We start from the raw sequence: 12,650 nt of genomic DNA on the forward strand, positions 1-12,650 counted from the left end.
ATGGGCTATCGCCCGCTGGAAATGGCCAAGGTTTATGCGCAGACTTTCTGGTCGCTGCGTTACTCGCTGCTGACCATTGTTGCCATGCTGGCACTGGGTTATCTCACCCGCTACTCCGGCGTGGATATCACACTGGGCCGGCGTTCTCGCACACCGGCATACTGTATCCGTTCTTCGGTACGCTGCTGGGCTGGCTGGGCGTGGCGCTGACCGGTTCCGATACCGCGGCTAACGTGCTGTTTGGTGGCTTGCAGAAAACCTCGGCGCAGCAACTGGGCCTGTCGCCGGTGCTGATGGCTTCGGCCAACTCGGCCGGTGGCGTGATGGGCAAGATGATCGACGCCCAGTCCATCGTCGTGGCGTCCACCGCGACCCAGTACTACGGCAAGGAAGGCGTGATCCTGCGCTATGTGTTCTTCCACTCGCTGGCACTGGCGTGTCTGGTGGGTCTGGTGGTCACCGCCATGGCGTACCTGCCGCCGTTTACCCATCTGGTGTTGTGGCCCTGATTTCGGCCAACCCTGAACGAAAAAAGCGCCCACGGGCGCTTTTTTCTTGGCTTCACTTCATCAGCTGGAACAACTCACACAGATGTCGCCCGCCCAGTCCGGCGGCAACGCGGCATACGCCTCGAAATGTGGCTGCTCGTCAAAGGGCCGCTCCAGACACTGGCGCAGCCGTTCAATCTCGCTGAAGTCGCCGTCGTCCTGTGCGCAACGGATGGCCAGTTCGGCCAGATGATTGCGCAAAACATATTTCGGATTGACCCGTTTCATGGCCGCCGCGCGTTCAGCCGCCGGTCGGGATTCAAGCAGCAAGCGGGCACGATAGCGCTCTGCCCAGTCATCAAATGCCTCACGCTCGACAAACAGGTCACGCACCGGCTCTTGGCCCGCCTGATCAAAGCCTGCCAGTCGGCGGAACAGCAGGGTAAAGTCCACGCGCTGCGCGTGCATGATGCGCAGCAGGTCTTCGATCAAACCGGCATCCCCGGGCTGACTTTCGGCCAACCCCAGCTTGGCGCGCAGGCGTGTCAGATACGCCGTTTCGTAGCGAGCGGCATAACCGTTAAGCACCTCGAGCAAACGCTCCTCACTCACCAACGGCAGCAAACTGGACGCGAGGCAATGCAGGTTCCAGAACGCCACCTGCGGCTGCTGGTTATAGGCGTAACGGCCAGCGTAATCGGAGTGATTGCAGACATGGGCCAGATCAAAACCGTCGATAAAGCCAAACGGGCCGTAGTCCAGCGTCAGGCCAAGAATGGACATGTTGTCGGTATTCATCACGCCATGGCAAAACCCCACTGACTGCCAGTCGGCCATCAAGCTGGCTGTACGTTCCACCACCTGAGCAAACATCGCGGCATAAGGGTTGTCCGCTTCGGCACACTCCGGGTAATGGTGGCGGATGACATAATCGGCCAGCTGGCGCACGGCATCATGCTGGCCGCGGTGGTAAAACACCTCGAAATTGCCAAAGCGCACAAAGCTTTCGGCCAACCTTGTCACCACCGCCGCGGTTTCCACGGTTTCGCGATACACCGGCTCATTCGCTCCCATGATCGCCAACGCGCGCGTGGTCGGAATCCCCAAGCCGTGCATGGCCTCGGAACACAAGTATTCACGGATACTGGAACGCAGCACCGCGCGGCCATCGCCCATGCGGGAAAACGGTGTCAGACCGGCGCCCTTCAATTGCCACTCCATCACCCGGCCATCCAGCGCCACACTATCGCCCAGCAACAAGGCACGGCCATCCCCCAGTTGCGAGGAATAGCCGCCAAACTGGTGTCCGGCGTACAACGCCGCCACCGGACGGAACATCGGCGGCACGGCACTGCCGGACAGCGCGGCCACCGCAGACGGCTGACGCAGCGAGTCCGGATCAATGCCCAATTCGGCGCTGAGGCTCGCATTGATGGCAACCAGATACGGATCAGCCAGCGGCGTGGGGGCCACCGGGCGGTAAAAAGCAGGAGGAAGCGTCTGGAAGCGTTGGCCGAACGGCACGGAAAATAGCGGAGTCATGCCCCGATTCTAGCCGGGGCATGGCGGAATAAACACCGGATGACAATCAGGGTTTTTGCTGCTTCCACACCTTGCGCATGTCGCGCGCGGCATTGAGTGGTGCGGTGGAAAAATTGGTGGCGGCAAAATGACCAACCCGGCGCGAGACCTTGTTAAACGCACTGCCGGACTGGTAGCCCACCTGCAAGGCCTGACGCAACACGTCCATCGAAGGATGGTGGCCTGCCTCAGCCAGCCGTCCCAACAGCACACGGTAATAATCCGCCAGCCATTTCTCGCTGGTCAGCAACAGGTCACGCTGCGTATCCGCCTGCGCCTGCCATAGCGACGCACTGGCCAGCAAACTGCCCTCCACCCGCTGCTGCATCTCGCTGTCCGGCAAGGGAAAGGCGTCCGGGCGGCAAACCACATGCGACAGGCGTCTTGCTGTGCATCCAGCAAGCGGTTCTGTCCCTGCTCCACCACGCCCAGATAACGACTGAGTGCCTCGGAAAACCATCGGTATGGCATGCACGCTCCAGCAAAAAGTCGAAACAACGGCAGCATCCCGCGACACCGCCCCGAGCTTATGTCTAACACCGGATACTCACGGCTGACCAGCAGGCTAAGCCCACAATGGGCAGTCCCTGCCGCCTACTCGGCTTAAGCACACTCTCCTTCATCACCGCCGCATCCAGCTGCCAGACGGCAACCAGCTCTTGCAGCAGCGCTTCCAGAATCGGGTCGCCCACCCGGTCGGCCGGAAAGGCAAACTGCAGCGCCGCCAGCTTGCGCACGCCCGGCACCACTGTCAGCTTCCCGGCGGCGGCAAAGGCTTGCGCATCATCTTCCCGCACCAGCGCCATGCCCACGCCGTGCACCACCAGTTCCATCATGGCATCCAGATGATCACATTCGGTGGATTTTTTCGGCGAAATATTCAGTTCACGCCACAGCTCGGCGGTGATTTTCGACAAACTGGAAAATTGCGACACGCCAATCCACGGCAACTTGCCCAGCTCTTTCGGGTTTTTCAGGTCAATCCGTTCGGCCCAACCGTTGGGCAGCACCACGCATAACGGCAAATCCGTCAACTTGACCGTATGCACATTGACGTAAGGGTTCTTGCCCAGATAGAAACCGGCATCCAGCTCTTTCTTGCGCACCAGATTGAGAATATCCCCGGTCACGCCATGACGCAGGCGCAAGTCCATCAGCGGGTACTTTTCGGTCAGCCGCGCCACCCACGGCCCCATTTTCAGGATATCCGGCGTCAGCGAAATGCCCACTTCCACCTTGCCCGCCAGTTGCCCCTTGAGGTTTCTGGCATGGTTAAGAATGTCGCGCGCGGCCGCGAGAATGGCATGCGCTTGCGGCAATAACTCCTGTCCGGCCCGGGTCAGGCGCACGCCGCCGGTGGTGCGTTCAAACAACGGCATGCCCACTTCTTCTTCCAGCGCCTTGATCTGCGCCGTCACGGCAGGCTGAGACAAATGTAGCAGCTCGGCGGCCTGCGTCAGGTGCCCTTGCTGAGCCACCGTGACAAAGGTACGCAACTGATAGATTTCCATGCTCTTCCCTAATGTCATCTGTTGTTATGTGAGAGCCGGGATGCTGTCCCTCCAGCGTCAGCCAGCCCGAAAACCGCCAGCGACGACACCTATTCTCACGGCATTATGCACGTCGTCACAAGCCTTTTTCTGCAATTTTAGCGTCAAATTTCGGCTATTTTTTTAGCCATAGCAGAGCAAAAATACTATTTTAAGTTATTGAATATATTTAGTTTTTGCAACGCAGCATCCGTCAGGCAAATTCTGCCAATCAAAAAATGCGATTAGCGTGACATTTGTTCTGTCCCGTATGTTTCTTCCAACGATCACAAGATCGTGACTTCCAAAGGAGGATGCAATGAACGAGGACGTACTCAGAAAAGTACAGTCCAACCCTAAGTTCATGGAGCTTGTTCACAAGAAGACAAGCCTGGGTTGGACGCTCTCCATCTTGATGCTGGCCATCTACTACGGTTTCATCCTGCTGCTGGCCTTTTCTCCCGCCACACTGGGTAAACCGCTGTCGCCAAACGGTGTCATGACGCTGGGGATTCCGGTCGGGATCGCCATCATCATTTCAGCTTTTGCGCTGACCGGCATTTATGTCCGCAAAGCCAACAGCGAATTTGACCAACTCAACCAAGAGATTGTCGAGGAGGCCAAGCAATGAAACAACAGTTTACAAAACTGAGCGCCGCCGCACTAAGCCTGCTGGCGCTGGCGATGGCCGGTGAAGGCATCAGTGGTGAGGTAAAACGCCAACCCACCAACTGGCACGCCATCATCATGTTCTTCGTGTTCGTCGCCTTTACCACGGGGGTGACCTACTGGGCGGCTCGACGCACCCGGTCGGCCAGCGACTTCTACGCTGCCGGTGGCGGCATTACCGGTTTCCAGAACGGCATGGCGATTGCCGGTGACTACATGTCTGCCGCGTCGTTTCTGGGTATCTCCGCCATGGTATTCGAAAAAGGCTACGATGGCCTGATCTACTCGATCGGCTTCCCGGTTGGCTGGCCGGTCATTCTGTTCCTGGTGGCCGAACGCTTGCGTAACCGGGCAAATTCACCTTTGCCGACGTTGCCTCCTATCGCCTGCAGCAAACCCCGGTTCGCAGCTTTGCCGCAACCGGTACGCTGGTGGTCGTGGCCCTGTACCTGATCGCACAGATGGTGGGTGCTGGCAAGCTGATCCAGCTGCTGTTCGGCATGAACTATACCTCCGCCGTGCTGATGGTAGGCGTGCTGATGGTGCTGTACGTGATGTTCGGCGGCATGCTGGCCACCACCGGGTACAGATCATCAAGGCGGTGTTGCTGCTGGCTGGTGCAACCTTCATGGCTGTCATGGTCATGGCCAACGCTGGCTTCAGCCCGGAAATCATGTTCGAAAAAGCGGTCGCCGCTCATGCCAAAGGCGTGGCCATCATGGCACCGGGCAAGGCGGATCCGATTGACTCGATCTCGCTCGGTCTGGCCCTGATGTTTGGTACCGCTGGCTTGCCGCACATCCTGATGCGCTTCTTCACCGTGTCCAACGCCAAAGAAGCTCGCAAATCGGTGTTCTACGCAACGGGCTTCATCGGTTACTTCTACATCCTGACCTTCATCATCGGCTTTGGCGCCATCATGCTGGTACTGAACCAGCCGGGGATGATGGAAACGGTGGTCAAGAACGGCAAGACCGTGACCCAACTGGTAGGCGGCAACAACATGGCGGCCATCCATCTGGCCGATGCGGTAGGTGGCAACCTGTTCCCGGGTTTCATCTCTGCCGTTGCTTTCGCCACCATCCCGGCGGTTGTGTCTGGCTTGGCGCTGTCCGGTGCTTCCGCGGTGTCGCATGACCTGTACGCTTCGGTCATCAAGAAGGGTAAAGCCAACGAAGCTGACGAAATCCGCGTATCCAAGATCACCACGCTGGTACTGGGTGTGGTCGCCATCCTGCTGGGCATCCTGTTCGAGAATCAGAACATTGCCTTCATGGTGGGTCTGGCCTTCTCGATCGCGGCTTCGGCCAACTTCCCGGTGCTGTTCCTCTCCATGTTCTGGAAAGGCCTCACCACCCGCGGTGCCGTAATCGGCGGTTTCATCGGTCTGATCTCGGCCGTGACCCTGATCGTACTCGGCCCGACCGTCTGGGTGGATGTACTGCACCACAAGGAAGCGCTGATTCCTTACAAGAACCCGGCGATCTTCTCCATGCCGCTGGCTTTCGTGTTCACCTGGTTGTTCTCGGTACTGGATACCTCCAAGCAGGCGGCTGAAGAAAAAGCCAAATTTGAAGCCCAGTTTGTCCGTGCCATGACTGGTATCGGCGCAACCGGTGCCTCCAAGCACTAAATCGTACTATCCCTCGGGGCCGCACCCGGTGCGGTCCCGGCAGCACAGTGATAACAAAGGAGATGTTTATGTCCACCATCGAATCGATCCTGAAGGAAACCCGCAGCTTTCCGCCGTCCGACGATTTCCGCCACAAGGCCGCTGTTTCCGGCATGGATGCCTACAACGCCCTGTGCGAACAGGCAGACGATCAATACCTGTCCTTCTGGGGTGATTTGGGACGTGAGCTGATTACCCGGAAAAAACCGTTCTCCCGCGTGCTGGACGATAGCAACGCACCGTTCTTCAAGTGGTTTGATGATGGTGTACTGAACGTTTCCTACAACTGCATTGACCGCCACCTGCCGGTTAATGCCAACAAGATTGCCATCATTTTCGAAGCTGACGACGGTGAAGTCACCCGCGTCACCTACTCCGAACTGCATCGCCGCGTGTGCCAGTTCGCCAATGGCCTCAAGAGCCCGGGCGTCACCAAGGGCGACCGCGTGGTGATCTACATGCCGATGGTGATTGAAGCCATCGTGGCCATGCAGGCTTGCGCCCGTATCGGCGCCATCCACTCCGTGGTATTTGGTGGCTTCTCGGCCGGTGCGGTAAAAGACCGTATCGAAGATGCCGGAGCCAAGGTGGTGATTACCGCCAACGAAGGCCTGCGTGGCGGCAAGACCGTTGCACTCAAGGCCACCGTGGACGAAGCACTGACACTGGAAGGCACTGCTTCGATCGAACACGTGGTGGTTTACCAGCGCACCAATGGCGGGGCCGCCCGGACCGAAGGCCGCGACGTGTGGTGGCACAAACTGATCGAAGGCCAATCCGAACAATGCGAACCGGAATGGGTCAACGCGGAAGATCCGCTGTTCATCCTCTATACCTCCGGCTCCACCGGTAAACCGAAAGGCATCCAGCACAGCTCCGTGAGCTATCTCTTGGGCGCGCTCAACAGCTTCCGCTGGGCTTTCGACTACAAACCGAATGACGTGTACTGGTGCACGGCCGATGTGGGCTGGATTACCGGTCACTCTTACATCTGCTACGGCCCGCTGGGCATGGGCGCTACGCAGGTAATCTTCGAGGGTGTGCCGACCTACCCGGATGCGACCCGCTTCTGGCGCATGATCGAGCAGCACAAAGTGACCATTTTCTACACCGCGCCGACCGCCATCCGCTCGCTGATCAAACTGGGTTCCGATCTGCCCAAGCAGTTCGACCTGTCCAGCCTGCGCCTCTTGGGCACCGTGGGCGAACCGATCAACCCGGAAGCCTGGATGTGGTACTACGAAGTGGTCGGTGGTGGTCGTTGCCCGATCGTAGATACCGGTGGCAAACCGAAACCGGCTCCGCCATGATCGCCCCGCTGCCGGGCGCCGTACCGACCAAGCCGGGTTCTTGCACCCTGCCGCTGCCGGGCATCATGGCCGACATCGTCGACGAATCCGGTGCACAGGTGGAACCGGGCAGCGGTGGTTTCCTAGTGATCAAGAAACCGTTCCCGTCGCTGGTACGCACCATCTGGAACGATCCGGAACGTTTCAAGAAGACCTACTTCCCGGACGAATTCAACGGCCAGTACTACCGGCGGGCGATTCGGCCAACCGTGACGAAAACGGTTACTTCTGGATCATGGGTCGTATCGATGACGTGCTGAACGTGTCTGGCCACCGTCTGGGCACCATGGAGATCGAATCGGCGCTGGTCGCCAACCCGCTGGTGGCCGAAGCCGCCGTGGTCGGCAAGCCGCACGAAGTGAAGGGTGAAGCCGTCGTGGCCTTCGTGGTCCTGAAGGGCGACCGGCCGGAAGGCGATGAAGCCAAGAAAGTGGCGGCCGAGCTGAAGAACTGGGTCGCTCATGAGATCGGCAAGATCGCCCAGCCGGACGACATCCGTTTTGGTGAAAACCTGCCGAAGACCCGTTCCGGCAAGATCATGCGCCGTCTGCTGCGCTCGATCGCCAAGGGCGAGGAAATCACCCAAGACGTTTCCACACTGGAAAACCCGCAGATTCTGGGGCAGCTCCAACAAGCCCTGTAAAGAAGTTGTAGGAGGAGCACACTGACTGGAATTCGGGCCCGGCTTGCCGGGCCTTTTTTTTCGTGCCCCCTGCCCTGCTATCCCGGATCCCGGCCACAACTTTCGGCCAACCTTTGTCACTCAGCTACCAGCACCCCGCCGATTTATGTGCCGCCGATTAAGATAATCCCACTGAATAAGCACTCTAGCGCCTATCCAAGGTACGGTTGCTGGCCTAAGATACCGCTCCGCCATCTGCTTCCCGGTTGAATGACGGCGCTGAAATCCGGATAATTTTCCGGCTTCGGCACTACTGCCCGGCCAATCTGCACACTGTAAGGATCGTCAATGATTGACGTACAGCTGATAGAAAAAATTGACGATATTCTGCCCCAAACCCAATGCGGCCAATGTGGCCACTCCGGCTGCCGTCCGTATGCCGAAGCGCTGGCAGCCGGGGACGACGACATCAATCGTTGCCCACCCGGCGGCGAAGACGGCATCCGCCAATTGGCACAACTGCTGGGCAAACCCTTCCAGCCGTTTGACCCTGCTTCCCACAACCCAAGCCCAAAGCCGTCGCAGTCATCGACGAAAACAGCTGTATCGGTTGCACCCTGTGCATCCGGGCCTGCCCGGTGGACGCCATCATCGGCGCCTCAAAACAGATGCATACCGTCATCAGTGACGAATGCACGGGCTGTGAACTCTGCCTGCCGCCCTGCCCGGTAGACTGCATCAGCATGCAGCCAGCCGCCGTCACGCCGCCTGAGCAAGCGCGACAAGTGGCCCACCACGCCCGTGAACGCTACCGTTTTCACCAGTTCCGTCTGGAACGTGACAAGCAGGAAAAGGCACAAAGGTTGGCCGAACGTTCGGCCAACACCGCTACCCAGTCTGCTGCCGCAGCAACACCTACCAGCGACAAGGCGGCATTGATCCAGGCCGCCATGGCGCGAGCCGCCGCCCAGCAGCCAACCGCGCCCAAGCCTGCTGCCCCGGCCAACACACTGGACGAGGCCAAACGCGCCATCATTCAGGCCGCCATGGAACGGGCCGCCGCCCAGCGCGCTGCCCGTGACCAGACCCACCCCTCCGACGATAAAAATTGAGCAGGCCAGCCGGAACCCCGGCTTGGTCTCGTACACAGAGAGCCATGAACGCCGCCAAGCGCCTTGAAATTTTCACCCGGTTACGAGCTGCCAACCCACAGCCCACCACGGAACTCCTCTACCGCACGCCGTTCGAATTGTTGATCGCCGTGCTGCTGTCCGCTCAAGCCACCGATGTCAGCGTCAACAAGGCCACGCGCCTGCTGTACCCGGTGGCCAACACGCCAGCGGCCATGCTGGCGCTGGGTGAAGAACAGCTGGCCGACTACATCAAGACCATTGGCCTTTACCGGACCAAGGCCAAAAATGTCATCGCCACCTGTCATCTTTTGCTGGAAAAATTTGGCGGAGAAGTGCCGCAATCGCGCGAGGCGTTGGAAAGCCTGCCCGGCGTGGGGCGCAAGACGGCCAATGTAGTGCTTAATACCGCGTTCGGCCAACCTACCATTGCCGTCGACACCCACATTTTCCGCGTCGCCAACCGCACGCGTCTGGCACCGGGCAAGGATGTCCGGGAAGTGGAAGACAAACTGATGAAATACGTGCCCGCCGAGTTCCGCGTCGATGCGCATCACTGGCTGATTTTGCACGGACGCTATACTTGCAAGGCGCGTAAACCGGATTGCCAGCGCTGTATTATTGCTGACCTCTGCGAATACCCGGCAAAAACGGTATCATAATCAGCAACAAGTGGCCGAGACGCCACTGGAAAACCGGAACCACCGCCCCAATTTCCGGTGAGCCTCCCTAGTGAAAGGATAGTCTGTGAAACCGTATCTTCGCACCCTTGCTTACGCCATGCTGATCGCGTCGTTAATGACCGGTTGCGACAAGATCGAACGCTTCTTCAAAGGTAACGGCCCGGAAACGCAAGTGGCGATTCCCGCCCAATCGGACGGCCGGGTTGCCATGCTGCTTCCCGACTTTACCCAGCTGGTCGAACGGGATGGCCCAACCGTGGTCAACATTCAGGCCAACAAGGCCGAAGCGGCTTCGCAGCAAAACGAGCTACCCTTTCCGATTCCGGAAGATGACCCGTTTTACGACTTTTTCAAACGCTTCATCCCCAACCAGCCTCAACAGCAAGATCCGACACCGTCGGAAAGCGTATCGTTTGGCTCCGGTTTCATCATCAGCCGGGACGGCTACATTCTCACCAATGCGCACGTGGTTGCTTAAGCAGCCAGATCCGGGTCATGCTGACCGACAAGCGCGAAATGAAGGCCAAGCTGGTGGGGATGGACAAACGCACCGACGTCGCCCTGCTCAAAGTCAACGCCAGTGACCTGCCGGTGGTCAAAGTCGGCAACCCGTCGCAACTCAAGGTAGGTGAATGGGTCGCCGCAATTGGCGCACCGTTCGGCTTCGAGAACAGCGTCACCTCCGGCATCGTTTCCGCCAAAGGGCGCAGCCTGCCGGACGAAAATTACGTACCGTTCATCCAGACGGACGTCGCGATCAACCCGGGCAACTCCGGCGGGCCGCTGTTCAACCTGCGCGGCGAGGTGGTGGGCATCAACTCGCAGATTTACAGCCGATCCGGCGGCTTCATGGGCATCTCGTTTGCCATCCCGATCGACATCGCCATCAATGTTGCCAACCAGATCAAGGCCAAGGGTAAAGTCAGCCGCGGCCAGTTGGGCATCAACATTCAGGAAGTCAGCCGAGGAACTGGCCCAATCGTTTGGCCTCCCCCGCCCAAGTGGCGCGCTGGTAGTGCGTGTCGACCCGAACGGCCCGGCTAGCAAGGCTGGTCTGCAAACTGGCGACATCATCCTGCGTCTGGACGACCACAACATCGAAAGTTCGAAAGACCTGCCGATGATGGTTGGCTCGATGCAGCCCGGCGCCAAAATCAAGCTGACCGTATGGCGCAAGGGACAGCAACGCACGGTTCAGGCCACACTGGGCGAGTTGGCACAGGACCCGACACCGGCAGCCAACCAGCAACAAGAAGCGATGCCGCAAAACTATCAGTTTGGCAAACTCGGCCTGACCGTAACCGAACTTTCGGCCAACCAGAAAACCGAGCTGGGCATACGCGGTGGCCTGCTGGTACAGAAAGCCAGCGGCATCGCTGCTCGCTCCGGGCTGATGCACGGCGATGTGATTCTGGGACTCAACCAGACGGAAATCACCAGCATTGCCTAGGCTTTGAAAAAGCCCTGCTCACCGCCAAAGGCAGCATCGCGCTGCTGGTACGGCGGCAAGACAACACGTTGTTCGTCCCATTACGCATGGATTGAGCCAACGTAACGGCGCTACAAGGGGAAATTACAGAGCGGCAGAAATCGGAGAACAGACGTTGTATTCATCCGAATCTGCCGTTTTTTCATGCCCGGCCATCAACGGCCTGCCCGCTTTGCGGCAAGAACAGGCCGTTGCAGGAGATGTTTCATGAAACCGATAGCCATTTTTCAGCATCACCCCGGCGAAGGCCCGGGATACTTCCTGCAGTTCGCCCGCCAGCATCAGTTGCCGGTACGCATCTATTGCAGCTTCCTGAACGAACCGCTTCCAGCCACCAGCCGTGACTACGCTTTACCGGGTCTTCATGGGCGGGCCAATGAGTGTCAATGACGACCTGCCCCGGCTGCACCACGAGATCCGACTGATCCGAGGAAGCCATGGAACTGGATACTCCTGTGCTGGGCCACTGCCTCGGCGCACAGCTACTGGCCAAGGCCATGGGTGCCCATATCTCCGCCAACCAGCTGATTGCGAAATCGGCTGGCATCCGGTGCATCCGACCCACACGCAAGCCAGCCAGGAGTGGTTTGGCGATACTCTCGGCGTCGAGTTCATGCACTGGCACAGCGAGAATTTCAGCATTCCGGAACGCGCCGTGCGCCTGCTATCCAATGAGCACTGCCACAATCAGGCTTTTGCCAGTGGCAAACACCTTGGTATGCAGTTTCATCTGGAAATGACCGAAGCCATGGTGCAACAGTGGAGCGAACAGCAGGAAGAACTGACCCGCTGGCAGCACCTGCCAAGCGTACAGAACCGTGAACAACTGCTCCACCGGCATACGTCACGCGTCGCCGCCATCAACCGCGTGGCTGACCATGTGTACGGCCGCTGGATACAGGGTCTGGCACACTGACCCACGATTTCCCTCTTGAACAACGCCAAAGGAAACACAATGACTTTCTTGACCACCGACCTCTACGATGCCAATGAAGGCAAGGTGGACGTAGTAGAACCGATGTTCCAGCTGTACGGCAGCCATCCGCGCTTTAGCGGCCAGATCGTCACCCTCAAACTGTTTGAAGACAACACGCTGGTACGCGAAACGTTGGCCGAACCGGGTCAGGGCAAGGTACTGGTGGTGGATGGTGGCGGCTCCAAACGCTGCGCGCTGGTGGGCGACCAGATTGGTGAACTGGCGGTAAAAAACGGCTGGGCCGGTATCGTGGTGTATGGCTACATTCGTGACTCGGTTGCCCTCAATACCCTGCCGATCGGCATCCGCGCGCTGGGTAGTAACCCGAAAAAATCCGTGAAACGCGGTGAAGGGCAACGCGATCTGCCCGTGACATTTGGTGGCGTTACCTTTACCCCGGGGCAATGGCTGTACGCCGATGAAGACGGCGTCATTGTTTCCGCTACCGCTTTGCTGTAATCG

At 58.8% G+C, this 12,650-nt stretch carries 11 protein-coding genes and 5 pseudogenes; 12 read left to right on the top strand and 4 right to left on the bottom strand.

Annotated elements, in window-relative coordinates:
- Nucleotides 1-210 carry a hypothetical protein gene (locus GKE73_RS02155; RefSeq protein ID WP_230371545.1) on the top strand — a complete coding sequence of 70 codons (210 nt, stop codon included), beginning with the start codon at nt 1-3 and terminating at the stop codon, nt 208-210.
- Nucleotides 195-509 (top strand): L-lactate permease, encoded by a 315-nt coding sequence (locus GKE73_RS02160; protein WP_230371381.1) that lies wholly within the window; start codon nt 195-197, stop codon nt 507-509. The genes GKE73_RS02155 and GKE73_RS02160 overlap by 16 nt, the downstream gene beginning before the upstream one ends.
- Before the next feature lie 60 nt (nt 510-569).
- Here the strand turns inward: GKE73_RS02160 and GKE73_RS02165 are convergent, their stop codons facing one another.
- From GKE73_RS02165 to GKE73_RS02175, 3 genes are read right to left on the bottom strand one after another with little or no spacing between them, the layout of a single operon-like run.
- On the bottom strand, nt 570-2,030 hold the full coding sequence (locus GKE73_RS02165) for a protein adenylyltransferase SelO (protein WP_230368904.1): 1,461 nt from the start codon (nt 2,028-2,030) through the stop codon (nt 570-572).
- A gap of 46 nt (nt 2,031-2,076) precedes the next feature.
- Entirely contained in the window at nt 2,077-2,544 is a 468-nt protein-coding gene (locus GKE73_RS02170; protein ID WP_230368905.1) for a hypothetical protein, read from the bottom strand.
- A gap of 58 nt (nt 2,545-2,602) precedes the next feature.
- On the bottom strand, nt 2,603-3,580 hold the full coding sequence (locus tag GKE73_RS02175; protein WP_230368906.1) for a LysR family transcriptional regulator: 978 nt from the start codon (nt 3,578-3,580) through the stop codon (nt 2,603-2,605).
- Between the two features lie 337 nt (nt 3,581-3,917).
- Here GKE73_RS02175 and GKE73_RS02180 point away from each other — a divergent pair, with 337 nt between their 5' ends.
- The 7 genes and pseudogenes from GKE73_RS02180 to GKE73_RS25285 all read left to right on the top strand — a co-directional run bounded on the left by GKE73_RS02180 (nt 3,918) and on the right by GKE73_RS25285 (nt 11,268).
- On the top strand, nt 3,918-4,229 hold the full coding sequence (locus GKE73_RS02180; RefSeq protein ID WP_230368907.1) for a DUF485 domain-containing protein: 312 nt from the start codon (nt 3,918-3,920) through the stop codon (nt 4,227-4,229).
- A pseudogene (locus GKE73_RS02185) lies at nt 4,226-5,900 on the top strand (cation acetate symporter). Before GKE73_RS02180 ends, GKE73_RS02185 begins: the two are co-directional and overlap by 4 nt.
- Nucleotides 5,901-5,968: 68 nt before the next feature.
- Nucleotides 5,969-7,931, top strand: a pseudogene (gene acs, locus GKE73_RS02190) (acetate--CoA ligase).
- A 327-nt stretch (nt 7,932-8,258) separates the two neighbouring features.
- Nucleotides 8,259-8,414, top strand: a pseudogene (locus GKE73_RS22195) (RnfABCDGE type electron transport complex subunit B); the annotation flags it as partial.
- Nucleotides 8,415-8,515: 101 nt separating this feature from the next.
- Nucleotides 8,516-9,022: an RnfABCDGE type electron transport complex subunit B gene (locus tag GKE73_RS22200; RefSeq protein WP_312854533.1), complete on the top strand. Its 507-nt coding sequence runs from the start codon at nt 8,516-8,518 to the stop codon at nt 9,020-9,022.
- Between the two features lie 44 nt (nt 9,023-9,066).
- Nucleotides 9,067-9,702: an endonuclease III gene (nth, locus tag GKE73_RS02200; protein WP_230368908.1), complete on the top strand. Its 636-nt coding sequence runs from the start codon at nt 9,067-9,069 to the stop codon at nt 9,700-9,702.
- Between the two features lie 118 nt (nt 9,703-9,820).
- Nucleotides 9,821-11,268, top strand: a pseudogene (locus GKE73_RS25285) (DegQ family serine endoprotease).
- 28 nt (nt 11,269-11,296) lie between these two features.
- Here the strand turns inward: GKE73_RS25285 and GKE73_RS02210 are convergent.
- Nucleotides 11,297-11,494: a hypothetical protein gene (locus tag GKE73_RS02210; RefSeq protein WP_230368909.1), complete on the bottom strand. Its 198-nt coding sequence runs from the start codon at nt 11,492-11,494 to the stop codon at nt 11,297-11,299.
- 155 nt (nt 11,495-11,649) lie between these two features.
- On the opposite strand from GKE73_RS02210, the pseudogene GKE73_RS25290 reads away from it, so the two are divergent.
- The 3 genes and pseudogenes from GKE73_RS25290 to rraA all read left to right on the top strand — a co-directional run.
- Nucleotides 11,650-11,724 (top strand): annotated as a pseudogene (locus tag GKE73_RS25290) (hypothetical protein); the annotation flags it as partial.
- Nucleotides 11,725-11,762: 38 nt separating this feature from the next.
- A complete protein-coding gene (locus GKE73_RS02215; RefSeq protein ID WP_230368910.1) occupies nt 11,763-12,128 on the top strand; it encodes a type 1 glutamine amidotransferase family protein in 366 nt (121 codons plus the stop codon).
- Between the two features lie 39 nt (nt 12,129-12,167).
- A complete protein-coding gene (gene rraA / locus GKE73_RS02220) occupies nt 12,168-12,647 on the top strand; it encodes a ribonuclease E activity regulator RraA (protein WP_230368911.1) in 480 nt (159 codons plus the stop codon).
- Nucleotides 12,648-12,650 lie beyond the last annotated feature (3 nt).

This window comes from Paludibacterium denitrificans (genome assembly GCF_009707705.1).
Classification (GTDB): Bacteria; Pseudomonadota; Gammaproteobacteria; order Burkholderiales; family Chromobacteriaceae; genus Paludibacterium_A; species Paludibacterium_A denitrificans.